Origin of the sequence: Stenotrophomonas sp. CFBP 13725, assembly GCF_014841935.1 — a bacterium.
Lineage (GTDB): Bacteria > Pseudomonadota > Gammaproteobacteria > Xanthomonadales > Xanthomonadaceae > Stenotrophomonas.
On sequence record NZ_JACYUV010000002.1, the window covers coordinates 580,175 to 601,945 of the forward strand.

21 protein-coding genes and 1 tRNA gene are annotated in these 21,771 nt (G+C 65.4%); 7 read left to right on the top strand and 15 right to left on the bottom strand.

Features of this window, described 5'->3' with window-relative positions; translation table 11 throughout:
- Positions 1–7 precede the first annotated feature (7 nt).
- Positions 8–790: a 3-hydroxybutyrate dehydrogenase gene (locus IFT65_RS05775; protein ID WP_192080697.1), complete on the top strand. Its 783-nt coding sequence runs from the start codon at positions 8–10 to the stop codon at positions 788–790.
- A 203-nt stretch (positions 791–993) separates the two neighbouring features.
- On the opposite strand, the gene IFT65_RS05780 is transcribed toward IFT65_RS05775, so the two are convergent.
- Entirely contained in the window at positions 994–2,172 is a 1,179-nt protein-coding gene (locus IFT65_RS05780) for an MFS transporter (protein ID WP_192080698.1), read from the bottom strand.
- A 111-nt stretch (positions 2,173–2,283) separates the two neighbouring features.
- Between IFT65_RS05780 and IFT65_RS05785 the strand changes: the two genes are divergently transcribed.
- Both IFT65_RS05785 and IFT65_RS05790 read left to right on the top strand, forming a co-directional pair.
- Positions 2,284–2,730: a helix-turn-helix domain-containing protein gene (locus tag IFT65_RS05785; RefSeq protein WP_188324247.1), complete on the top strand. Its 447-nt coding sequence runs from the start codon at positions 2,284–2,286 to the stop codon at positions 2,728–2,730.
- A 370-nt stretch (positions 2,731–3,100) separates the two neighbouring features.
- Entirely contained in the window at positions 3,101–3,847 is a 747-nt protein-coding gene (locus IFT65_RS05790) for a hypothetical protein (protein WP_192080699.1), read from the top strand.
- Positions 3,848–3,917: 70 nt separating this feature from the next.
- On the opposite strand, the gene IFT65_RS05795 is transcribed toward IFT65_RS05790, so the two are convergent.
- The 8 genes from IFT65_RS05795 to galE form a co-directional block, all read right to left on the bottom strand.
- Entirely contained in the window at positions 3,918–4,787 is an 870-nt protein-coding gene (locus IFT65_RS05795; protein WP_192080748.1) for a DMT family transporter, read from the bottom strand.
- A 50-nt stretch (positions 4,788–4,837) separates the two neighbouring features.
- Positions 4,838–5,881, bottom strand: coding sequence for a UDP-N-acetylmuramate dehydrogenase (gene murB, locus IFT65_RS05800; RefSeq protein ID WP_192080700.1), 1,044 nt, complete (start codon positions 5,879–5,881; stop codon positions 4,838–4,840).
- On the bottom strand, positions 5,881–6,936 hold the full coding sequence (locus IFT65_RS05805) for a quinone-dependent dihydroorotate dehydrogenase (protein ID WP_192080701.1): 1,056 nt from the start codon (positions 6,934–6,936) through the stop codon (positions 5,881–5,883). The genes murB and IFT65_RS05805 overlap by 1 nt, the downstream gene beginning before the upstream one ends.
- Positions 6,937–6,943: 7 nt before the next feature.
- A complete protein-coding gene (locus tag IFT65_RS05810; protein ID WP_192080702.1) occupies positions 6,944–7,714 on the bottom strand; it encodes a class I SAM-dependent methyltransferase in 771 nt (256 codons plus the stop codon).
- 7 nt (positions 7,715–7,721) lie between these two features.
- Positions 7,722–8,006 (bottom strand): DUF4190 domain-containing protein, encoded by a 285-nt coding sequence (locus IFT65_RS05815; RefSeq protein ID WP_188324242.1) that lies wholly within the window; start codon positions 8,004–8,006, stop codon positions 7,722–7,724.
- Between the two features lie 80 nt (positions 8,007–8,086).
- On the bottom strand, positions 8,087–8,854 hold the full coding sequence (locus IFT65_RS05820; RefSeq protein WP_192080703.1) for an SDR family oxidoreductase: 768 nt from the start codon (positions 8,852–8,854) through the stop codon (positions 8,087–8,089).
- A gap of 130 nt (positions 8,855–8,984) precedes the next feature.
- Positions 8,985–10,517, bottom strand: a complete 1,533-nt coding sequence (locus IFT65_RS05825) for an aldehyde dehydrogenase family protein (protein ID WP_192080704.1) — start codon at positions 10,515–10,517, stop codon at positions 8,985–8,987.
- Positions 10,518–10,733: 216 nt separating this feature from the next.
- Positions 10,734–11,735, bottom strand: coding sequence for a UDP-glucose 4-epimerase GalE (gene galE, locus IFT65_RS05830; RefSeq protein ID WP_192080705.1), 1,002 nt, complete (start codon positions 11,733–11,735; stop codon positions 10,734–10,736).
- A gap of 310 nt (positions 11,736–12,045) precedes the next feature.
- On the opposite strand from galE, the gene IFT65_RS05835 reads away from it, so the two are divergent.
- Positions 12,046–13,527 carry an undecaprenyl-phosphate glucose phosphotransferase gene (locus IFT65_RS05835; RefSeq protein WP_192080706.1) on the top strand — a complete coding sequence of 494 codons (1,482 nt, stop codon included), beginning with the start codon at positions 12,046–12,048 and terminating at the stop codon, positions 13,525–13,527.
- 80 nt (positions 13,528–13,607) lie between these two features.
- Entirely contained in the window at positions 13,608–14,042 is a 435-nt protein-coding gene (locus tag IFT65_RS05840; protein WP_192080707.1) for a low molecular weight phosphotyrosine protein phosphatase, read from the top strand.
- Positions 14,043–14,099: 57 nt separating this feature from the next.
- Here IFT65_RS05840 and IFT65_RS05845 read toward each other — a convergent pair whose 3' ends face one another.
- The 6 genes from IFT65_RS05845 to IFT65_RS05870 all read right to left on the bottom strand — a co-directional run bounded on the left by IFT65_RS05845 (position 14,100) and on the right by IFT65_RS05870 (position 19,966).
- A complete protein-coding gene (locus IFT65_RS05845; protein ID WP_342029519.1) occupies positions 14,100–16,292 on the bottom strand; it encodes a YjbH domain-containing protein in 2,193 nt (730 codons plus the stop codon).
- 11 nt (positions 16,293–16,303) lie between these two features.
- Positions 16,304–17,077: a capsule biosynthesis GfcC family protein gene (locus IFT65_RS05850; RefSeq protein ID WP_192080709.1), complete on the bottom strand. Its 774-nt coding sequence runs from the start codon at positions 17,075–17,077 to the stop codon at positions 16,304–16,306.
- Positions 17,078–17,082: 5 nt separating this feature from the next.
- On the bottom strand, positions 17,083–17,763 hold the full coding sequence (locus tag IFT65_RS05855) for a YjbF family lipoprotein (RefSeq protein ID WP_192080710.1): 681 nt from the start codon (positions 17,761–17,763) through the stop codon (positions 17,083–17,085).
- 1 nt (position 17,764) lies between these two features.
- Entirely contained in the window at positions 17,765–18,874 is a 1,110-nt protein-coding gene (locus tag IFT65_RS05860; RefSeq protein WP_192080711.1) for a polysaccharide biosynthesis/export family protein, read from the bottom strand.
- Positions 18,875–18,955: 81 nt separating this feature from the next.
- Positions 18,956–19,300 carry a hypothetical protein gene (locus IFT65_RS05865; RefSeq protein ID WP_192080712.1) on the bottom strand — a complete coding sequence of 115 codons (345 nt, stop codon included), beginning with the start codon at positions 19,298–19,300 and terminating at the stop codon, positions 18,956–18,958.
- Positions 19,301–19,423: 123 nt separating this feature from the next.
- Positions 19,424–19,966 (bottom strand): phosphatase PAP2 family protein, encoded by a 543-nt coding sequence (locus tag IFT65_RS05870; RefSeq protein ID WP_249405047.1) that lies wholly within the window; start codon positions 19,964–19,966, stop codon positions 19,424–19,426.
- 181 nt (positions 19,967–20,147) lie between these two features.
- On the opposite strand from IFT65_RS05870, the gene IFT65_RS05875 reads away from it, so the two are divergent.
- Both IFT65_RS05875 and IFT65_RS05880 read left to right on the top strand, forming a co-directional pair.
- A tRNA-Arg gene (locus tag IFT65_RS05875) sits at positions 20,148–20,224 on the top strand.
- Positions 20,225–20,340: 116 nt separating this feature from the next.
- Positions 20,341–21,741, top strand: a complete 1,401-nt coding sequence (locus tag IFT65_RS05880) for a TraB/GumN family protein (protein ID WP_192080714.1) — start codon at positions 20,341–20,343, stop codon at positions 21,739–21,741.
- The last annotated feature ends 30 nt before the right edge of the window (positions 21,742–21,771 follow it).

The window sequence follows — 21,771 nt, forward strand, 5'->3', positions numbered from 1 at the left end:
CTCGCCCATGTTCACTGGAAAAGTCGCGGTGGTCACCGGCTCCACCAGCGGTATCGGTCTTGGCATCGCCACGACGCTCGCGCAGCAAGGCGCGGACATCGTGCTGAATGGATTCGGTGATGTGCAGGAAATCGAAAGAATCCGTTCCAGCCTGGAGGCCGAGTTTGGCGTGCGGGTCACACATGATGGCGCCGACCTGTCCTGCGGCGAGGCAGTGCGGGAAATGATCGACCGTGCCGTCGAGAAAATGGGGCGCATCGACATCCTGGTGAACAATGCGGGCATCCAGCACACCGCGTCGATCGAGGAGTTTCCCGTCGAAAAGTGGGATGCGGTCCTCGCACTGAATCTATCGGCGGTATTTCATGCAACAGCGGCGGCCTTGCCGTACATGAAGCAGCAGGGATCCGGTCGCATCATCAACATCGCGTCGGTGCATGGACTGGTTGCGTCAGTGAACAAGTCTGCTTATGTGGCAGCGAAGCATGGCGTTGTTGGATTTACCAAAGCGACGGCGCTGGAAACCGCGGACACAGGCATCACCGCCAATGCCATCTGTCCAGGTTGGGTGCGGACGGCGCTGGTCGAACAACAGATCACCGCATTGGCGGAGCGGGAGGGAGTGGATCAGGCGTCTGCCGCTCGCGCGCTGCTGGCCGAGAAGCAGCCAACGCTGCAGTTCGTGACGCCCGAGCAACTCGGCGCCATGGTGGTCTTCCTGGCCTCGGACGCCGCGGCGCAGATGACCGGCACGGCGCTGCCGGTGGATGGCGGCTGGACCGCCCGCTAGGCATTCCGATGACACGCTGAGCAGAAGCATCGTGGCGCGCGCGTGTGTGCGGGAATCACGGCGCAAGGCCGCCAACCATGGGGCGGCGTTACAGCAGCCCTCTGCGATTGGTTTGCGCCCGCCGAGGAGCATCGGCGCGCCCAGTTGCCGCCGACCAAGGCCGATGGTCGTGCAGCAGACCGAGCAGCAGTTCGTTCGCCGCCTCAGTCTCGCGTGAACCACCAGAACAGCAGTGCAAGCGCGCTGACCGTGGCGCCCAGCAGGCACACGCCGTGCCATCCGGCATGGGCATAAGTGATCGTGGCGCTGAGCGCACCAATCCCGCTGCCGACGGCGTAGAACAACATGTAGAGACCGACCAGGCGGCTGTGGGTTTCGAGTCGGTTACGGAAGATCAGGCTCTGGTTGGTCACATGCAGTGCTTGGCCCCCAAGGTCGAGCAGCACGATGCCGATCGCCAGTGCCCACAGCGACCAGCCCATCAACGATAACGGCCACCAAGCCAGCAGCATCAGCATCAGCGCTACGGCGCTGGTTCGCTGGCCCTGCCCGCGGTCGGCCCATTGACCGGCGCGTGCGGCGGCCAATGCACCGACCACTCCCACCAGCCCGAAAGCGCCGATGACGGTGTGCGAAAAACCATGGGGAGGCGCGCTCAACGGCAGCACCAGCGCGCTCCAGAAGATGTTGAATGCGGCGAACATCAGCAGCGCCAGAACGCCGCGCACTTGCAGCACCCGCTCCTGGCGCAGCAGCGTCGCCATGGATGCGAGCAGTCGTGGGTAGCTCATCGGATTCGGGGATGCGGGCAGGACCGGCAGTTGCCGCCATAGCGGCAGCGCGAGCGCGAGCATCAGCAGGGCTGCGCAGAAGTAGACGCCTCGCCAGCCCGCCAGATCGCTGACGCCGCCGGCGAACACGCGTGCAAGCAGCAGGCCGATGAACACACCGCCCTGCGCCGCGCCGACGACACGACCCTGCTCGTGCGGGGCGGCGGCACTCGCCGCATAGGCGATCAGCCCCTGCGTCATTGCCGTGCCCAGCAGACCCACCGCGAGCATGCCTGCCAGCAGGACAGGCGCGGACTGCGCCATGCCGACCACCACCAGCGCGACGACCAGCGCCAGAAGTTGCACGGTCATCAGGCGACGTCGGTCCATTCGGTCTCCCAGCGGGACCAGCAGCAGCAACGCGGCGGCACAGCCGACCTGCGTGGCCGTGATCACGCCACCGACCGCGGCATGGCTGATGCCGAAGTCCTGCGCCAAGGTGTCCAATAACGGTTGCGCGTAGTAGACATTGGCCACGCTCAGCCCGCTGGCCGCGGCGAACAGCCCCACCAGACTTCGGGGCAATGAGGTCGAAATGGAGGAGGCACTCATGATCCGGAACCCGCGCAATCTGGTTGCAAAAGAAGACTAGTTGAATGCTGGGGTACGTGGTTTTAAAATGCAACCACTCGCCGTCCGCTTGTTGGACCTTCAGGAGATGCCATGCCGCCGCGCAACGCCTTGAATGACGCGCCGTGTCCCGTTGCGCGCTCTGTGGACCTGATCGGGGATCGCTGGTCGCTCCTCGTGGTCCGCGACGCCTTCGATGGCCTGCGCCGCTTCGGTGACTTCCAGCGCAGCCTGGGCGTAGCGCGCAACATCCTCGCCGACCGGCTGCGCAAGCTGGTCGATGCCGGTGTGCTTGAAATGCAGGCCGCCTCTGACGGCACGTCCTATCAGGAATATGTGCTGACGGCGAAGGGCCAAAGCCTGTTTCCCATCGTCGTGGCGTTGCGGCAGTGGGGCGAACAGCATCTCTTCAAGCGTGGCGAGCGCCACTCGGTTCTTGTTGACAAGCGCAGCGGCAAGCCGATCCTGCGCATGGTGCCGCAGGCCCACGACGGCGCTGCGCTGCCGCCCGACGTTACGGAAGTGCGGAAGGTGCCGTAACGCGGGCCCGCTCGCCTGCCCCCGTGGAACCGGCGCGACGTTGTACCGGTTGGCGCTGAGGCGGGCACGAAGGGGGCATCTGCGCCGCGCCATCCAGATACCGCGCTGCACCTTATCTGATAGCAGCAAGGCCCCAGCCGACGCATGCTGCGCGACTTGGCGGGCGTCTGTGTCTGACAGGCTGCGACGATCAAGGGCATAGGCCCCACCAATCGACGGTCATGGGTGTTGGGTGTCGTAAATGACCCACACTTTGTCGTGGCTGGAGGTCGGAAGGCGACGTCCGGTGGCGTCTGAGGGCCATTTCGACACGCGTTTCTCGTGCGTCTGGGATAGTGCGGATTCAGACCAGTCCGATGGCGGATCGCTCATGACCCACGTGCCCATAGTCCATGTGACCGAGATGCTGGCGCATGCCTTCGGCATTCTTGCGAACACGGTGGTACCGCAACCCCACGCGCCTGACCGCGCCGTGGTGCGGTTCTCGATTACTGACCGTGACGGCGTCTGTTGGTTACTGGACGTGTCTGACGCACGGCAGCAGGCCGCAGGTCTGCCCGCAGAAGGCATCCAGTGCGTTGCCCGGCGCTGGGGGCGGTATTGGGCGGTGCTGCCGGCAGAGACGGCACGCGCGGCCGCTGCGCCGGGGGCGTTGGTGGCTGACCCTGTCAGTGCGGTGGCACGCCCTCGGCTGGCGCTGAACTGCGCCGATGGTCGCGCGCTGGAGCGGGTGGGGAGCTGGCTCACGCAGCCTGCGGGCCTGCCAGTGGCCACCGATATCCTGGGCCAGTGCTTCGTCGAGGCGTGGGCCCGCCATCGCGAGGGTATCGCCGCTGTGCACGCCCGCGCGGAGGCAGTGCGCGATGCGCTGGAACACCCAGCGGCACGTGAGGTGGGCGAGGGGGAGAGGGCCGGGCTGTGGCCTATTGGCAGTGAGGCGTATCGGCACCAGCGCGTGTTGCGTCATCTGGTGGACAGCCAACACGTCCTGCTGGGACCGCAGGCTGCCGCGTTTCCGATGCCACAGCGTCGTGCCACGCTTCGTCGCCTGACGGCCCTGCTTGAAGCGGTGCAGGCCAGGGAGATGCTGCCTGACACGCTGTGGCGGGCGGGCTGAAGATACGTCGTTACCCCTTTTGGGGTTGCCGCCCGGCGGCCGGCACTACCAGTGGGTCAGCGACCGGTGCTTACTCGCCCGGCTTGGCCGCAGCGCTCACCGCTGCGCTTTTGGCACGCCGCGCCAGCACCGCCTCACGGTGTGCGATGTAGGCGTTGGAACCGAGGATGATCAGCGCGCCGATCACTGTCCAACGGTCCAGGGCTTCGCCGAACAGCAGCCACGCCATCACGCTTACCAGCGGCAACTGCATGAAGCTGATCGGGGTGAGTGCCGAGACTTCGCCCAAGCGCAACGCGCGCGTCCACAGCAGCTGCCCCAGCGTACCCAGTACACCGGTGAGCGCCAGCCACAGCCATGCGATGCCGGTCGGCCACACCCAGACGAACAGCGCCGGGATCAAGGACAAGGGCACCCAGAACACATACGTGTAGAACACCACCGTATCGGCACTGTCCACGCGGGTGAGCTGCTTGATCTGGATCGCCACGATCGAACTGAGCACCGCCGCCGCCACGGCGACCAGACTGCCGGCACTGAAGCTGCCCGTGCCCGGACGCACGATCACCAGCACGCCGATGAAGCCGATCACCACCGCCGCCCAGCGCCGCATGCGTACCGTTTCGCCCAGCCACAGCACGGCGGCGATGGTGACGAACAGTGGCGTCGAGTAGGACAGGGAAATTGCCTGCGCCATCGGCAGGTGGCCAAGCGCCCAGAAGGCACACAGCATCGAGGCCAGGCCGATCACGCTGCGCATGAAGTAACGTGGCAACTGCTGCGTCTTCAGCGGTGTGCGGCCCGGACGCATCAGCATCGGCAGCAAGGCGACCAGGCCGAAGGCATTGCGGAAGAACGCTACTTCCTGGGTCGGCACGTACGCAGTGGCGTAGCGGATGGCCAGCGCCATGAACCCGAACGACAGCGTGCTGCCGAGCATCAGCCACGCAGCGCGCAGCGGCGGCGCGCCGGTGGTGGACAGGGCAGGGGTCACCACTGTGCGCCGATCAGGCGCGGCTCCGGCTCAATGGCGACAGAGAACGTCTCCAGCACGGAAGCCGAAATGCGACGCGCCAGCGCAAGCAGCTCCGCGCCGGTGGCAGTGCCATGATTGACCAGCACCAGGGCGTGGCTCTCTGCCACGCCGGCGTCGCCCTCGCGGAAGCCCTTCCAACCGCAGTGCTCGATCATCCATGCAGCAGATACCTTGCGCTGGTCTTCGCGCTCGGCCGGGTATACCGGCAGGTCCGGGAAGGTCTGCTGCAGCACCTCCACCTGGTCCACTGTGAGGATCGGGTTCTTGAAGAAGCTGCCGGCGTTGCCGAGCGCGTTGGGGTCCGGCAGCTTGCGGCTGCGGATGGCGATCACCGCGTTGGCTACATCCACCGCGCTGGGCAGTTCAACACCCTGGGCCTGTAGTTCTTCGGCAATACCTGCGTAGTCCATGCGCAGTTCGTGCAGCAGCGGCAGCCGCAGCTCGATGGCGGTGATCAGGTAACGCTCCGGTTGTTGCTTGAACACGCTGTCGCGGTAACCGAACGCGCACTGCTCGTTGTCCAGCCGCACCCAGTCGTTGGCCTCGCGGTCCCACGCTTCCACGGTCTGGATGAACTCACCTACCTGCACGCCGTAGGCGCCGATGTTCTGGATCGGCGATGCACCGCAGGTGCCGGGAATCAGCGCCAGGTTTTCCAGCCCGGACAGCCCGTGCTGCAACGACCACAGCACCAGCTTGTGCCAGTTCACCCCGGCGGCGGCGCGCACGATGGTGTGGTCGGCACGGTGCTCCAGGATCTCGATGCCCTGGTTGGCGAACACCAGCACGGTGGCGTCCACATCGCCGGCCAACAGCACATTGCTGCCACTGCCCAGCACCAGCAGTTCACCTGCGGTGACCTCGGGCAGCGCCAGCGCGTCGGGCAGCTGGGCCGAATCCTGGATCTCCAGCAGGCGGGCCGCATGGGCCTGCACATGGAACGTATTGAGGCCAAGCAGCGATGCGTTCTCAGTCATCGTCCAACCGGTCGCCACCATCACAGCCCTCCTACCGCGCCACGACTGGGCGCTTCGCGGCGGCGACGGATCGCCTCCACGCATTCCGATACCAACGCAGGGCCACGGAAAATCATCCCGCTGTAGACCTGCACAAGGGCAGCACCCGCTGCCATTTTCGCCACCGCATCGGCACCGGAGGTGATGCCGCCCACGCCGACCAGCGGCATGCTTTCCGGCAGGCGCGCACGCAGGCGGCGCAGTACCAGAGTGGACTGGTCCAGCAACGGCGCACCGGACAGCCCGCCGGCTTCGTTGGCCAGCGGATCCCCTACGATGGCGGTGCGGTCGATGGTGGTATTGGTTGCAATCACGCCGTCCACCTGCAGTTCGGCCAGCACCCGGGCGGCCGCGTCGATGTCGCGCTCGTTGAGGTCCGGGGCCACCTTGACCAGCATCGGCACGCGCTTGCCGTGCACGCTGGCCAGCTGTTCCTGGCGCTCGCGCAGGCCGGCGACCAGCTGCCGCAGCGCGTTCTCTTCCTGCAGTTCGCGCAGGCCGGCGGTGTTGGGCGAAGAAATATTCACCGTGATGTAGTCGGCCAGCGGATACACCTTGTCCAGGCACGCGATGTAATCATCCAGCGCGTTCTCGTTGGCGGTGTCCTTGTTCTTGCCGATGTTGATGCCCAGCACCCCGCGGCGGTCGCGTGCGCGCTCGACATTGCGCACCAGCGCGTCCACGCCGTCGTTGTTGAAGCCCATCCGGTTGATGATGGCGCTGTGCGCCGGCAGCCGGAACAAGCGCGGTTTGGCATTGCCGGCCTGCGGACGCGGGGTGATGGTGCCGATCTCCACCGAGCCGAAGCCCAGCGCGAACAGCGCATCGATGTGCGCGCCGTTCTTGTCCAGCCCCGCGGCCAAACCGACCGGATTGGGGAAGGTCAGGCCAAAGGCAGGGGTCGGCAGCGGGGCGATGCGCGGGGCGATCAGGGGCGTGGTGCCGATGCGGTAAGCCGCATCCAGCGCGGACAGGCCGAGGCCGTGGGCACGCTCGGCATCAAGCGAGAACAAGAAGGGACGGGCAAGCGAGTACATGGGCAGATCAGTCCAGCGTGCCGAGGAAGGCGCGGGTTTGGTATTCAAATGCCACCCGGCCATCAACGGCGTGGGTGTCGAACAGGGTACGCAGCGCGGCCAGCATGGCATCGTGCCCCGGCTGGCCGGCGGTGGGCGCATACGAGGACGACAACAGCCGCCCCTGCAGTGCGTCGAAATCGAGCATCTGCACATTGGGGAAGTGGCCGATCGCCTGCAGGCCGCCGCCGAACCACTCGCGCATCTGCTCGTCGGTCTGGTAACGCTCGGCCACGGCGCTGTAGTCGGTGCCGAAATCCAGCAGCAGCTGCTCGTAGCCGCGCAGGAACGGCGAGGCGTCGAGCAGGCGCGAATTCCAGAACACCAGTACGCGGCCGCCCGGTGCCAGGATGCGCTGCCACTCGGCGCGCACGGCCACGGTGTCGAACCAGTGGAAGGCCTGCGCGGCACTGACCAGGCCCACGCTGGCGTCGGCCAGCCCGGTCGCTTCAGCGGTGCCGTCGATGGCGCGGAAATTCGGGTATTCGGTGCCCAGCCAGGTCTCTGCGGCCGAGCGCATGGCGGCGTTGGGTTCCACTGCGATCAGCGGATGGCCGGCGGCCAGCAGCATCTGGCTGGAGATGCCGGTACCGGCGCCGATGTCAGCCACCAGCGCTTCATGCGGCACACCCTGCTCGCTGTGCAGCCACTGCAGCAGGGCAGGCGGATAGCCGGGTCGGAAGCGGACGTAGTCGTCGACGCGGTTGGAAAAACGGGATGCGGATGCGGGGGTGCTCATGCCCACCTCATGAGTTCATGTGGGCCAACCAGGCCAGGCCGCCGAAGAACAGGATGAAGGCACCGACGGCCAACAGCGCGCCGATCACCATGACGTAGCCCAGGATCAGCCCGCCGATGGCCATGCCATCGCCGTCCAGTTCGTAGGGGCGGCGGCGGATATCGGCACGGGCCATGTGGCCGGTGATGATCGCCCCGATGCTGGCGATGAAGGGCAGCACAGTCCAACTGCAGATCCCCAGGACCAGGCTGGCCACGGCCAGTCCACTGGTTTGACGGTTAGGCACGCTCATGCGGGACCTCCTTGGTGGAGCGCCCATGATAGAGGTTGTGGGTCGACAAGCCCATGCCGCTGGCGGACAAAGCCCCCTGCTCAGCCCATCAGTACCTGGCCGCCATCGACGTTGAGTACGTGGCCGGTGATCCAGCGCGCCAGCGGCGAGCACAGGAAAAGGGCCGCGTTGGCGATCTCTGCGGGCTCGCCGAAGCGGCCGAACGGGATGCGGGCGAGGGTGCCGTGGTACAGCGCAGGATCTTCCACGCGACGGCGATCCCACAGGCCGTCTTCGAACTCGATCGAGCCCGGCGCAATGGCATTGACCCGGATGCGGTCTGCGGCCAGCGCCAGCGCCTGGCTGGTGGTGTAGTGGGAAAGCGCCGCCTTCGCGGCGGCATACGGTGCGCCGCCCGGGCGCGGCATCTGCGCGGCGATCGACGACAGGTTGAGGATGCAGGCGTCGGCCGATTCCCGCAGCCAAGGCAGGGCGAGGCGCGATGCCCGTACCGCCGCCATCAGGTCGACCTGCAGGCTGGCGGCCCACCCGTCTTCATCATCGGCCATACCGTAGCCGGTGGCATTGTTGACCAGCACATCGATGCCGCCGAGCGCGTCGGCGGCGTCCTGCAGCCAGTGGCCGATCTGCTCCAGGCGGGAAAGATCGGTTACGTGCGTGTGCAGCGGAGTGCCTTGGGCCACAGCGTCGGCCTGCAGGGCGTCGAGCCCGGCCTGGCCGCGTGCGCACACCGACACTGAGGCACCTGCAGCGGCGAAGGCCAGGGCCATGCAGCGGCCGATGCCCTTGCTGCCGCCGGCGATGACCACCCGGCGGCCGGTGAAATCAAGGCGAAGAGCATCCGACATGAAGCGGTTTCCCTGTAGCGCCGAGCCACGCTCGGCGGTGTGCCCGCCCGGTCGGGGATGCGCCGGATCGCGGCGTTGGGCAGGTAGTCGCCGAGCGGGGCTCGGCGCTACCCGGTTTTCCGGTTTCCGGTTACAGGTCGAACTTGATGCCCTGGGCCAGCGGCAGCGAATCTGAATAGTTGATGGTGTTGGTCTGGCGGCGCATGTACACCTTCCAGGCATCCGATCCGGATTCACGTCCACCACCGGTATCTTTCTCGCCACCGAAGGCGCCGCCGATTTCCGCACCGGACGTGCCGATGTTGATGTTGGCGATGCCGCAGTCGCTGCCGGCTGCCGACAGGAAGCGCTCGGCGGTCTTCAGGTTGGTGGTGAAGATCGACGAGGACAGGCCCTGCGGCACGCCGTTCTGCATGTCGATCGCTTCGTCCAGCGTGCTGTACTTCATCACGTACAGGATCGGGGCGAAGGTCTCGTGCTGGACGACCTCGTCGCTGTTCTTCAGGCCGGTGACAATGGCCGGCAGTACGAAATTGCCGGCACGATCGATGCGCGTGCCGCCGGTCTGCACGGTGCCGCCGCTGGCCTTGGCCTTCTCGATCGAGTCCAGGAACTGCTGCACGGCGCCGTCGCTGTTGAGCGGGCCCATCAGGTTGGCCGGGTCGGTCGGATCGCCGATCTTGCCTTCCACCTGCTTGTACGCCTTGATCAGCGTGGCCAGCACGTCGTCATGGATGGATTCGTGCACGATCAACCGGCGCGTGGTGGTGCAGCGCTGGCCGGCGGTGCCGACCGCACCGAACACGATGCCCGGGATGGCCAGCTTCAGGTCGGCGGTTTCGTCCAGGATGATCGCGTTGTTGCCGCCCAGCTCCAGCAGGCAGCGGCCCAGGCGATGAGCGACCTTCTCGGCGACCGTACGGCCGACCTGGGTCGAACCGGTGAAGCTGATCAGCGGCACGCGCTTGTCGGCCACCATCTTCTGCGACAGCTCGGTGCCGGCATCGTTGATCAGGAAGAACAGGTCCGGGAACCCGCCCTCGCGCAGCGCTTCGTTGCAGATGCGCATGGAGGCGATGGCGGTCAGCGGGGTCTTGTTGGACGGCTTCCACAGGCAGATATCGCCGCAGATGGTGGCCAGAAACGAATTCCACGCCCACACCGCAACCGGGAAGTTGAACGCGCTGATGATGCCCACCAGGCCCAGCGGCTGGTACTGCTCGTACATCCGGTGGCCCGGACGCTCGGAGTGCATCGTGTAGCCATAGAGCATGCGGCTCTGGCCCACGGCGAAATCGGCGATGTCGATCATCTCCTGGACTTCGCCGTCGCCTTCCGGCTTGCTCTTGCCCATTTCCAGGGCGACCAGCGAACCCAGCGCGTCCTTGTTGGCGCGCAGCGCTTCGCCGCACAGGCGCACGGCTTCGCCACGGCGCGGTGCCGGGGTGGTGCGCCATACCTTGAAGGCTTCCTGCGCGCGGGCCACGATGGTTTCGTAGTCGGCGTCGGTGGTGGCATGGACCTGGGCGATGGCTTCGCCCGTGGTCGGGTTCACCGGGGTGATCACACCGGCGTCGGTGGCCGTGGACCACTCCCCGTTGCCCAGGTACGTACCCGCGTTGATCGCATCCAGGCCCAAGGCCTTGAGCAGCTCGGAAGACATGCAGACTCCTGTTTCATCATGTTGTTCTGGTGCCGCCGCGGCACGGGATGCCGGCGGCGAGCTAAGCCGATGATGGTAGCAGAGGGGCCGGCAGGGGCATGGTGCGGTGCGGTGGGGGGGCGTGTCTCGGTAGCGCCGAGCCATGCTCGGCGGGGCCTGTCGGCGCACGACGGTGCTGATGCGCTTGCCGCTGCGCTCGCCGAGCGAGGCTCGGCGCTATCCGTTGTGGGCTTGTTTGGACCAGTCCGGCTGATCCCGGTGCCAGCGCCAGGCGCTTTCGATGATCGGCCCCAGTTCCGTCCAGCGCGGCACCCACCCCAGTTGCTCGCGGGCCTTCTGGCTGGAGGCCACCAGGATCGCAGGATCACCTGCGCGGCGGGGGGCCACCTCGAAAGGTACCGGCGCGCCCGCGACCGCTGCTGCCGTGGCGATGACATCCCGGACGGAGAATCCTCGGCCATTGCCCAGGTTGAACGCATGCGCCCCCGGTCGGCTCTCCATGAAATCCAGGGCCAACGCGTGTGCCTGCGCCAGGTCCTGCACGTGCACGTAATCGCGCACGCAGGTGCCATCGGGCGTGGCGTAGTCGTCACCGAAGATCTTCAGTGCTGGCGCGGTGCCCAGTGCAGCGCGCAGGACATTCGGGATCAGGTGGGTTTCACAGGCGTGAGCCTCGCCGATGCCGTGTTCGGGCAACGCGCCGGCGGCATTGAAATAGCGCAGCGTTACCGAACGCAGGCCGTAGGCGTGCGCTGCATCGGCCAGGATGCGCTCGGCCATGAGCTTGCTGGCCCCGTAGGGGTTGATCGGTGCTTTGGGATGGTCTTCATCGATCAGCTCCGACACGGGGTTGCCGAACACCGCCGCTGTGGACGAGAACACGATGCGATCCACGGCGTGGCGGCGCATGGTCTCGAGCAGGTTCAAGGTGCCGGAAACGTTGTTGGCGTAATAGGCGTAGGGCTGGATGAAGGATTCGCCTACCAGTGAACGAGCGCAGAAGTGGATGACGGCATCGACACGTCGGCCGGTGAACGCTTCCTCCAATGACGCCGGATCCATCAGATCGGCATGGATGAACTCGCCCCAGCGGACCGCACCGCGGTGGCCGGTGGACAGGTTGTCGAGGACGCTGACCTGATGGCCGTTGTCGTGGAGCCATTGCGCCATATGGCTGCCGATGTACCCGGCGCCGCCGCAGATGAGGATGTTCTTCATGAGGTCTCAGGTGAAAAGGGGCGTGTCAGGCTCTTTTGGCGGCGGTATGTGGTGCGCTGCGGCGAAATGCTAAACGCAAGATGTGTCGAGGTGTTCGATCACATTGAAGGGCGGTAAGTGCAAGTGCGTCAAAAGATTGGCGTTTTTCGCCATTGTACTAGCGACCTGTGAAGCAGTTCACTCTTTAATAGTGCAGGGGTAAGCGCAATCTCTGGTACATTTACGTCATAAATCAACGCGTTTCACCCATTGTGTGTAGACAAATGCGCTGCTAGGGGAGGCCAGCGCACTAGAGAGAAGGTGCCGGGTGATGCGTAGTAGAGGAGAAGTCGAGGTGCTACAGGGATCTGTAGAAGACCTGCCAAAACCGCAGGCGATCAGCCGAGGTCGGCGTGTAGAGGCGCGTGCCGCGCTGGAGTTGGGGCTGCGGCTTGCAGATCTTCTGGTCATCCCGGGCGCTGCCATCGTCAGCCATCTGGTGCGTAACGGCGGCGTCGCGCCTTCGCAGCCACAGCGCATCGTGTTTGGCGCGTTGCTGCTCAGTACGGTGATCTGTTTCGGCATCGCCCCGGTCTATCGTAATTGGCGTGCGCGCGGCCTTCTGGCCGATCTGTGGGTGGTGCTTCTGGCGTGGACGGCCTCCTTTGGCCTGTTCTCCACCTATGCCGTGCTGGTGGATATGGCGGATGCGGTGCCGACGTTCTGGTTGGTGGGCTGGTATGCGCTTGGGCTGCTGGGCATGACGGCCACACGGGTCTGTCTGCGTGTGCAGTTGCACCGCCTGCGGTCAAAGGGGCTGGATCGGCAGCGGGTGGTCCTGGTGGGCCTGCGTGCGCCCTCGCTCAAATTGCATCGCCTGCTGCGCGGTAAGCCGGAGCTGGGCAAGGAAGTGATCGGCTACTTCTCCAGCCCGGGCGACATCGTGCGGCCACGCCGTACCGACGGTCCGCGCTGCCTGGGCACCATTGATGACCTTCCGCAGTACATGGACCTGCACCGTGGTGAGTTCGACCAACTGTGGGTGTCGCTGCAGATGGGTAGCGGCCCGCAGATCAAGGAAATGCTGAAGAAGATCGAGCGCTACCCGGTACCGGTGCGGATCATTCCGGATATCAGTGGCTACGGCACGCTCAATCCAGGCGTGCACCTGGTCGGCAACGTGCCGATGATCGGTGTGCGCCAAGGCTTGCCGGACCAGCATTTCAGGCTGGTGAAGCGTATCGAAGACATTCTGGTGGCCGGCATCGCGCTGGTCCTGCTTGCGCCGCTGTTGGCTGTGTTGGCCGTGGGCGTGAAGATCAGCTCGCCCGGGCCCGTGCTGTTCAAGCAGCGCCGTCATGGCTTGGGAGGCAAAGAGTTCTTGATGCTGAAGTTCCGCTCCATGCGCGTACATGCTGAAACGCCGGACAAGATCACCCAGGCAACGCGCAACGATCCGCGCATCACCCGGTTCGGCGCGTTCCTGCGCCGCTCCAGCCTGGACGAACTGCCGCAGTTCCTTAACGTGTTGGGCGGCAGCATGTCGGTGGTGGGTCCGCGTCCGCACGCGATCCAGCACAACAATCACTATGAGAAGGTGATCGAGCGTTACATGCACCGTCACTACGTCAAGCCGGGCATCACCGGATGGGCACAGGTGCATGGGCTTCGCGGCGAGACGCCCGAGCTGCGCTCGATGAAGAAGCGCGTTCAATACGATATCGACTACATCCGACGTTGGAGTCCGACGCTGGATGTGCGGATCATCGCGATGACGGCGTTCAAGGTGCTCGGACAGAAGTCAGCATACTGATGTCGTAGCCGACGCTGCGGTACGCTGTGCAGTGGCTGCGATCAGTGCGTGGCATGAATTGGTAAATACAGGACAGATGCGTGTTCAAGAACGTTCTTTTCGTCTGCGTCGGTAACATCTGCCGCAGTCCCTCCGCAGAGTACATGCTGCGCGAACTGGTTGCGGGCAAAGGCATCCAGGTATCTTCGGCGGGGCTTGGTGCCTTGGTTGACCATGGCGTGGACCCCACCGCTCAAGCGTTGCTGATGGAGCACGGTCTGGATGGAAGTGGCCATCGTGGCCGCCAGATCAGTGGCAGCATTCTCGGCCAGGCCGACCTGGTGCTGACCATGGAGCGCAAACACGTGCGCCGCATCACCGAGATCGCACCGGAGGCCTCGGGAAAGACCTTCCTGCTTGGCAAGTGGCAGCAGGATCGTGAGATTCCCGATCCTTACCGTCAGCAGCGCGCTGCCTTCGAGCACGTCTATGCGCTGATGAGTGAAGGCGTGAACAGCTGGTCGCGGCACCTGTGACCTGAGTTGCCGATCCCGGCTCCCGCCGACGATGCCTCGGCGAGATACCGCGCGCCGTCAATCGGCGATGGATTTCAGGTTGTCGTAGAAGAATCGCTCATCCCGCTCGCCCGTCACGTTGTACAGGGAGTACTTGCGCGCGAGCATCGCACCGCCGTCGCGGATCAGCGGATTCCAGTTGATGGTGGCGCGGGCACGGGTGGAGCGAGGCAGGATGTTGTCGAACGGGATGCTGAAGTAGATCCCCTTGTCGAAACTGCCTTCGCCGAAATCAGCTGCCGACACATCCGTCTTGGTCGCATAGGCGCCCATGGTCACGCCGTTGTCGAACACCCGTGCGATGTTCACCGTGGCACCGTAGTCACCCGCCAGGTAACGCCCCATCGACAACGAACCGACGATGCGCTCCTTGGCGTCGAAGGCGTAATGCAGCGTGGCGTGTCCGGTGGTCATGCGGTAGTCCCGCAGGCCCCAATGCTGGTCGTAGTCGCGCTGCTGCACCCGGTTGATGTTCGCGCTGACCGCCCACGGCTGGCCCATGGGGCGGTAAAGCAGCTCGCCGCCAACACCGGCGTACATCCATTCCAGGTAGCCTGCATAGGCCATGCCGTACAGATCACGTCCGAGCCTGCGCGCGGCGGTCAGCTGCAGGTTGGGGAGCGTCACGTCATTGTCGATCATGTAGCGTCGCAGGTCGGTACGCACCCGCGGCAGCCTGCTCGGTGCGTTGTACTTGAACTTGTCGTAGTTGTTCAGCAGGTCTGCACTCACGGTGCCGGTCAACCAGACATCAGGCCGGAAGAAGACGCTGCCTGAATAATTGGCGGCAACCTGGTACAGGATGAAGCCATCCGGCCCCCCCAGGTTCTGTTTGTAGCCGAAGCTGAAACCACCGCCAAACGGGGAGTTGCGCGGGCGGTACAGCACATCGCGGGACACGTCTGCGGGCACGCCGATTTCGGTGCTCCGACGCAGAACATCCGCGCTGACCGTGCCGTCCAGATAGCCGGCAAGCGCTTGACGGTTGACGGTCATGTCGACGATGGGCATGCCCAGGCGGGTGGTCCGCAGCGTGTACCACTCGTAGTCGTCGCCCAGCGCGCTGGATAGCACCCGGCCGGATCGACCCAGCCCCTTGGCCGGACTGAGGTATCGCGTCTGGTAACCGCTGACAAACAGCTCGCTGCCTCGGCGTGAGATTTCCTCGACGCGGAACCCTGCGCTGCTGCGCAGGGCGGAGGCCACAGCGGTCCAGTCGGTGTCACGGTCGCCTGCCGTGGCGGGGGCCGTGTTGGACGGGGAGGGCAGCGTGGACCCGGAAGGGGGTGCCGCGACGTTGCTGTCGCTGCCACGCAGGCCGACAGGTGGCGGATCGAAGGGCTTCGCGGCGGCAGCGGCCTGGCCCGGGTTGCCGCGCAGCGTCAGCGAGAACATCGCCGCGTCACCGCGCTCCCATGCTGCCGTGAGTTCAACGTTGCGATTGGGGACGTAGACCAAGCCCACGTTCACCGGCGTACGCTGGGTCAGGTTGTTGAGGCGGGGCTCGCGTTTGTAGTCGTTGCCATCGTACTCAACCTTGAGCAGCAGCTCATCCCACGGCGTCTGGTAGGTCAGGCCACCGAAGATGCCCACCGGTCCACGGAACATGTTGCTCACGCCGAACTTGCCGGCCTGTGCGATGGCGCTGTTCGCGATCGGGCGTCGGTCCTTGAAGCGGTCATCGATCGCGCCGAGCGGGTTGGAGAAATCACCCCGGTTTCCGATATAGCCTGTGGCCAGGCCGAGCGAGACGTCCAAGGGCCCGACATTCTTGCTGGCCACGAGATACTCGCTGGAAAAGAAGCCCGTGCCGCCGATATCGCGTACGCCAAACGACACATCCGGGGTCCATCGTGTTTCCTGCCACAGCCGCAGCTTGAAATCGATCGACTTGTCCTTGTAGTTCTGATCGCCGGCAATGTTGGGGCCGTAGCGGATGTTGGACACGTTGATGTAGCGGAACGTGCCTTCCAGCCACGGAAACGGCTGCATCGTCACGTTGTAGCGGCTGTAGGGCGAGTTGTGCGAAGCAGTGAACGCCATGTCGCCATCGGCTGCCATGCGCGCGGTAGGTGTCTGCAGCAGGCCGACGCCCCCCCATTCGCTTGCGGTTGGCGGCGGTGCCTGCTGCGCATGCAGCGCGGTGGACAAGGACAGGGCAAGCACCGTCAGCGAAAGGGCGGCGGGGCGCAGGGCGTTCGAACGGCTCAAGGTGCTACTCATCACGGGGCAATGGGCTGGGTGGCGATGAATGCAGCGAACTCTTCGTTGAAGTGCTCATCCACGCCGTTGGAAGCGGATACCCGCAGGGGAACGTACACCGTGCCGCCCGGTGCGACAGGCTGCGGATCCGAGCGGTTCCACGCGGCGCTGCCCAACTGCTGCACGCGGCCGTCGGGTTGGATCACGAACAGCAGATCCGGATCGGCTGCCACCGTTGCGGGGCAGCTGCGCAGATAGGCCTTGGCATCGCGCCTGGGCTCATGGTCGAGGGTGCATTCCTGCGCCACGGCGCCGATGACGCGGACGGTTGTCGGGCGGGCAGGCAGCTGCACAACGTCACCCTGCTGCAGGACGGGGTCCTGCAGCGGCTGTACCTGGAGCAGGCGCATGTCCATCAGCTGCGGGATGATGCGTCCGGTAGGCGCGTGTGCCTGGAGCCACACCGACAGCGAGGCGGCTGCCTCGGCAAGAACCGGTGAGGGACTGCGCTGCAGCTCCGCCAGATCGTGGGCGAGGCCGGCGCGAAGGCGCACCTGTTGCGCACGCTCGTGCTCACGAAGCAGTGCGGCGCCAAGGAGATACGCCGTGTCACGCGGTTGCGCGGCGATCAGCAACACGGACAGCCGGCCACCGGGCGGGAGGGTGAACACGCTTTCGCTGTCCGCCTCGCCCGACACCCGCGCCTGGACGGGGAGGTCCGTGGCGGACGGCGTGGCCAGGCCCGAAGTGGGCAGCAGGAAGGCGGTGAGCAGGGCCCATGCACGAAGCTTCATGTGTATCAGTCCTGTGCCTTTCTGTACGGCTTGAGCTGCACCATGTCCACCGCATAGTGCGGCGCAAGATACTGCCTGCTTTTCAGGATGAATCCGGTGGACGGATCGGCCCAGTACACGTTGCGGGCCGTAAGCCCCCCTGACAGCGTCTCTTCGAACCGCAACAGCGTGACCTTGCGGCCAAGGATCTCCACCGACTCGCTGCCGGCCCGGCTGAGCGTGCCCGTTACCTTGACGCCCAGCGCGTACGCGGGAACCCAGTCGTATTCGCGTGACACGGTGACCGGCGCGCCCAGGGACAGCAGCCGGGAGAAGGGGGAGGCGCCCACGATCCGCGTCTGATAACTGCGGCCCAGACCCGATGTGCCGCGCAGCAGGCCCGTGTCGTCCAGCTGGAACACAGCGAGCGAGCCGGCGAACCAGGTCTGCTGCGCACCGTCGATTGCGCCGAGCACCATGACCGCACTCAGATCCGGAGCGGAGAGCTGGACCTGTGGAAACCGGTTGGCCGCGACCTGCGCAGGCGTCGCCTGTACGTCCCGCTGCAACAACAGACGGAAGCTGTCACTGGTAGAGCGGCTGGCGGAGGTACAGCCACCCAGCACGAGGGTGGCCAGCACGGACGCCAGAATCAACCAGTGCTGCGGTCGCGCGATCGCAGCGCCGGGTGAATCGTGGCAAGCCATATCAGTTGCTTCCGATCTCGTTTTCGGTCCGCGCCGCGGTGTACAGGATGCTGGTGAAAGGCAGCAGCTGGTTCACGAAGCGGTTCCAACGGGTCACACCTGCTGCGCCGACAAACACCACATCGCCCGGCTGCAGCATGAACTGGCTTCCGACGGCGAACGCCACCGGTGAGCGGGCTTCAAGCTGGTAGATCGTGGAGGGCTCGGTCACCAGGTCTTTCGAGCCGCGGATCACGTACACGGCATTGCCGTTCGCGGTCGCCTGGATGACGCCGCGTGCACGGCCGATTGCCTGGTTCAGCGATACGTCGCCGGTGCGAAAGCTGTAGGCACCGGGCAGGTTCACTTCGCCGACGACAAAAATTTCCTTGCGATCCAGATAAGGAACAAAGATGGAATCGCCGTCCTTCAGGAACAGCTGACGGCCGCCGTACTGATTGGCCAGCGTTTCCAGGTTGATCGTGTAGGTGGTGCCGCCGCGACTCAGTCGGATACCCGACAGGTCAGCCTGGCTGGCATTCAGTCCGGTCTGGCTGATGGCATCTGCCAAGGTCAGCGGCGAGGTGCCCAGGGCGATGGGGCTGGAGCGCTCTGCTGCGCCGGTCACCCAGACGCGCTGGCTGCCGTAGTTCAGCACGGACACATCCACCTGCGGCGACTCGATGTACTTGGCCAGCCGCTGGCTGATCTCCTCACGCAGTCGCGCCGGCGTCTTGCCGCGCGCCTCGACCTTGCCAATGTAGGGATAGAACAGGCTGCCATCGCTCTGTACCAGACGCCCGGCGAGGTTGCCCTGCTGCTGCGAGCCGGCTGGCACGGTCAGTTCCGGGTGATCCCAGACGGTGACATACAGCACGTCACCCACGCCGACCTGGTAATCCTGCGGCTGGTAATCGAACAGTTCGGCTGGCAGCACCTGCTCGGACTGCGATGCGCGGTCCATGGCAATCAGCTTCGGCGTGATAGCGACCATCTCGAGCCTGCCGTCATCACTCTGCCGGCTGCTGGACACGTCACTGTGACGCAGGTGCTGGCCGGGGGCGAGCAGGCAACCGGTGAGGGCCATGGAGGCCAATGCGGCGAGTGCGATGCAGCTGAACTTCGTTTTCATGAGACTTTCAGATTCCGGCAGGCATAAAAAACCCTCGCCAAGCATTGCCCGGCGAGGGCTGGACTTCAAGCGCGGGGCTTGTCAGCCGCCGGTGCCGCCGGTACCACCTGTGCCGCCACCGCCGCCGGTGCCACCCGTGCCGCCGGTGCCACCACCGCCGTCGCCGCCACCGCCACCGCCGCCGCCGCCCGCATCGTTTTCACCGCTGGAGCTGTCGCCACCAATGCTGTAGAGCACGGCACCGGTAGCAACTGCTGCCACCACGGTGCCGGTGATCGCCGCTGCGGAGTAGCCCGAAGCTGCTTCAGCACCAGCAATCTCCGCGCTCGTTTCTGCGCCGTCAACGGGAGCCTGAACCTGTGCATCCTGAGCCAGGACGGGGGAGGACAGACCCACAAGGGCCAGTACTGCAAACATCTTCTTCATGAACGGGGTCTCCTACTCCGTCGGGGGGATTTGAACGCCCCTATGGTCACGGGTGGCCGTAGGGGGTGTCAAGCCGTTTGCGTCATAAATTCTTGATCTGCGGACAATTTCACGTTATCCGCGCTACTTTTTACCGTGGATCGCGCTGCGGTCGAACTCTTTCGCCGCGCCGGACAGCATCTTGGCCAGTTCCACCACCGCCTGATGCGTGCGCAGCTGGGGCAGCATGAGCGGAACACAGCCGCCGAGAAGCAGGGCAAGGGCGACCCAGTGGGCAGGCAGCCGCCATGGCTTCTTCTCCCGGCCGAGGACCCACGCGGTACCAAGCGCCCCCAGTGCCAGACCGGCACCGATTTCCGACCAGGAATGCGCGTTCAACGGAATACGCGAATACCCGATCGCCGCTGCAAGCGCGAATCCGAGCAAAGCGGCCCACCGTGGTGATCGGCCGACCGCGACATACATCACCATGGGCCACACCGCTGCCGACATCGCCGCATGACCGCTGAAGCCGGTGAAGTCGAGGCGGGCCACGCCGATGCCCCAGCCGAGGAAGGCCAGCTTGGATGCCAGGACAGTCAGCCCCACCACCGACAATGCCAGTGCCCAGCGGACGTACCACGTTGTGTCAGTGCGCCAACCGACAATCAGCAGCACGGCCGCCATTGGCAGCAGCACGCGGCTGTCGCCGAGCAGAGAGAGGAAGTCCCAGGGGGAGGGCATGCGGTCCGGACGTCGTGCGGGCAGGGTGCGTCAGCATACGGGGCTGTGAACATGCGGAGCTGACCGCGCGCCATCCGAGGTAGTGCTGCCCGCCGCCACGCTGTATCCTTCACAGCCTCGATCTGGCCCCGTAGCTCAGCTGGATAGAGCGTCCCCCTCCTAAGGGGAAGGTCGCCCGTTCGAATCGGGCCGGGGTCACCAGAATTCCAAGCGCCAAGCACCGCCGTCTACTCGGCAGCAGCAGGCGCAGGTCAGTGCCGCGAATCCGCGCGCCGACGACCCGGCAGGAACCTCGCCTCCGATAGCGGTTGCGTCGCATGACAGCCGATGCATTCAATCAGCAATCGGCCATCGGCCGGGCTGCTTTCAATCTGCCGCTGCCCGCAGGTATTGCAGAACAAAGAAAGACTGAGAAAACCGGTGGCGCCCCTATCAGACGGATCAATCAGTTCGATGCAGAAGTAATGGGCCGTGGTCATGGGGTGGTGCCATTCGGGGACGTGACTGTGTATCAGTCTCGCCGTGAATTCGATGCAGACGTTCGGCACGACGGCGCGTCCCAGCCCCTTTTGACGCGCCCCCCCCCCCAACAGGAAGCTTGCCCCGGCATCTACGCCAGCCCGCACTACGCTTGCGCCTGCGCCATTGGTAGAGTGCGGACTCACTCGGGAGGAAGTCAGATGCCGCAGCACGGATGCCCCACGCGGTCCTTCCTCTGCGGCGCAGCGCTCTGCCTGCTGGTGAGCGCGGCGCCCGCATCCGCAATCGCCCAGAACGCGCTGCAAGCCGCAGGGCCCGTCGTCGACATGGCCTCCGTCCAGGTCGCCGGCGAGCAGCCCGGTCCCGGTCTCTGGAAAATCACGTCGCAGCAAGGCCATGTTCTTTGGCTGCTCGGCACGGTGTCGCCGATTCCTGCAGGCGTGCAGTGGCGTTCCACCGAGGTAGAGCAGGCCATTGCCGGCGCTGACCATGTGTTGGGTCCGCCGGGCTGGATGCCGGACGTAAAGATCGGGGTGTTCCGCGGGCTGACGCTGCTGCCGCTGGCGCTCAGAACCGCCAAGGACCCGCAGGGCCGCACGCTGCAGGAGATCATCGAGCCAGCGACGTACGCGCGTTGGTTGACGCTCAAGCAGACCTACCTCGGGCGCGACCGGGGCGTGGAGAACAAGCGCCCGATGATTGCCTCGGGAGAGCTCTACAGTGCTTTCCTGAAGCGCAATGGCTTACGCGAGAGCAAGCAGGTGACCGAGGCGCTGGAGCGCATCTATAAGGACAACGACCTGGTGCCGGAAGAGGCGCGGGTGAAGTTGAAGATCGACGACGCCCGCGATGCGCTGAAGGAACTGCGCGGCACCGAAGTCGATGACCGTGCCTGCTTTGCGCGCACGCTGGATACGGTGGAGTTCGATGCGCCGGTGCTGCGGGAGCGTGCCAATGCGTGGGCGGCCGGTGACATCGCGGCGCTGCGGCGGCTCGCATTGCCAGCAATGGCGCGGACCTGCATGGGCGTGGTGCACGATTCGGAATTCGCGCGTCGCCGTGGCTGGAACGACCTGCCGGCGCAGACCAGGGCGCAGTGGCTCGGGCTGGTGGACAAGGCGCTGGCGCAGCACGCGCGTACCTTTTCCACGGCGCCGGTGAGTCTCTTGCTGGGCAGGGAGGATTACCTGGGGGCGTTGGCGGCGCGGGGATATGGGGTGGAGGCGCCGCCGGAGTAGGGGCGGGGAAATTTGCCGGGGGATTTGCGG

Excerpts from the sequence above, each read along its gene's own strand:
- IFT65_RS05775 (WP_192080697.1), top strand. The coding sequence starts at position 8 with ATGTTCACTGGAAAAGTCGCGGTGGTCACCGGCTCCACCAGCGGTATC.
- IFT65_RS05780 (WP_192080698.1), bottom strand. The coding sequence starts at position 2,172 with ATGAGTGCCTCCTCCATTTCGACCTCATTGCCCCGAAGTCTGGTGGGG.
- IFT65_RS05785 (WP_188324247.1), top strand. The coding sequence starts at position 2,284 with ATGCCGCCGCGCAACGCCTTGAATGACGCGCCGTGTCCCGTTGCGCGC.
- IFT65_RS05790 (WP_192080699.1), top strand. The coding sequence starts at position 3,101 with ATGACCCACGTGCCCATAGTCCATGTGACCGAGATGCTGGCGCATGCC.
- IFT65_RS05795 (WP_192080748.1), bottom strand. The coding sequence starts at position 4,787 with ATGCTCGGCAGCACGCTGTCGTTCGGGTTCATGGCGCTGGCCATCCGC.
- murB (WP_192080700.1), bottom strand. The coding sequence starts at position 5,881 with ATGGTGGCGACCGGTTGGACGATGACTGAGAACGCATCGCTGCTTGGC.
- IFT65_RS05805 (WP_192080701.1), bottom strand. The coding sequence starts at position 6,936 with ATGTACTCGCTTGCCCGTCCCTTCTTGTTCTCGCTTGATGCCGAGCGT.
- IFT65_RS05810 (WP_192080702.1), bottom strand. The coding sequence starts at position 7,714 with ATGAGCACCCCCGCATCCGCATCCCGTTTTTCCAACCGCGTCGACGAC.
- IFT65_RS05815 (WP_188324242.1), bottom strand. The coding sequence starts at position 8,006 with ATGAGCGTGCCTAACCGTCAAACCAGTGGACTGGCCGTGGCCAGCCTG.
- IFT65_RS05820 (WP_192080703.1), bottom strand. The coding sequence starts at position 8,854 with ATGTCGGATGCTCTTCGCCTTGATTTCACCGGCCGCCGGGTGGTCATC.
- IFT65_RS05825 (WP_192080704.1), bottom strand. The coding sequence starts at position 10,517 with ATGTCTTCCGAGCTGCTCAAGGCCTTGGGCCTGGATGCGATCAACGCG.
- galE (WP_192080705.1), bottom strand. The coding sequence starts at position 11,735 with ATGAAGAACATCCTCATCTGCGGCGGCGCCGGGTACATCGGCAGCCAT.
- IFT65_RS05835 (WP_192080706.1), top strand. The coding sequence starts at position 12,046 with ATGCGTAGTAGAGGAGAAGTCGAGGTGCTACAGGGATCTGTAGAAGAC.
- IFT65_RS05850 (WP_192080709.1), bottom strand. The coding sequence starts at position 17,077 with ATGAAGCTTCGTGCATGGGCCCTGCTCACCGCCTTCCTGCTGCCCACT.
- IFT65_RS05855 (WP_192080710.1), bottom strand. The coding sequence starts at position 17,763 with ATGGCTTGCCACGATTCACCCGGCGCTGCGATCGCGCGACCGCAGCAC.
- IFT65_RS05860 (WP_192080711.1), bottom strand. The coding sequence starts at position 18,874 with ATGAAAACGAAGTTCAGCTGCATCGCACTCGCCGCATTGGCCTCCATG.
- IFT65_RS05865 (WP_192080712.1), bottom strand. The coding sequence starts at position 19,300 with ATGAAGAAGATGTTTGCAGTACTGGCCCTTGTGGGTCTGTCCTCCCCC.
- IFT65_RS05870 (WP_249405047.1), bottom strand. The coding sequence starts at position 19,966 with ATGGCGGCCGTGCTGCTGATTGTCGGTTGGCGCACTGACACAACGTGG.
- IFT65_RS05880 (WP_192080714.1), top strand. The coding sequence starts at position 20,341 with ATGACAGCCGATGCATTCAATCAGCAATCGGCCATCGGCCGGGCTGCT.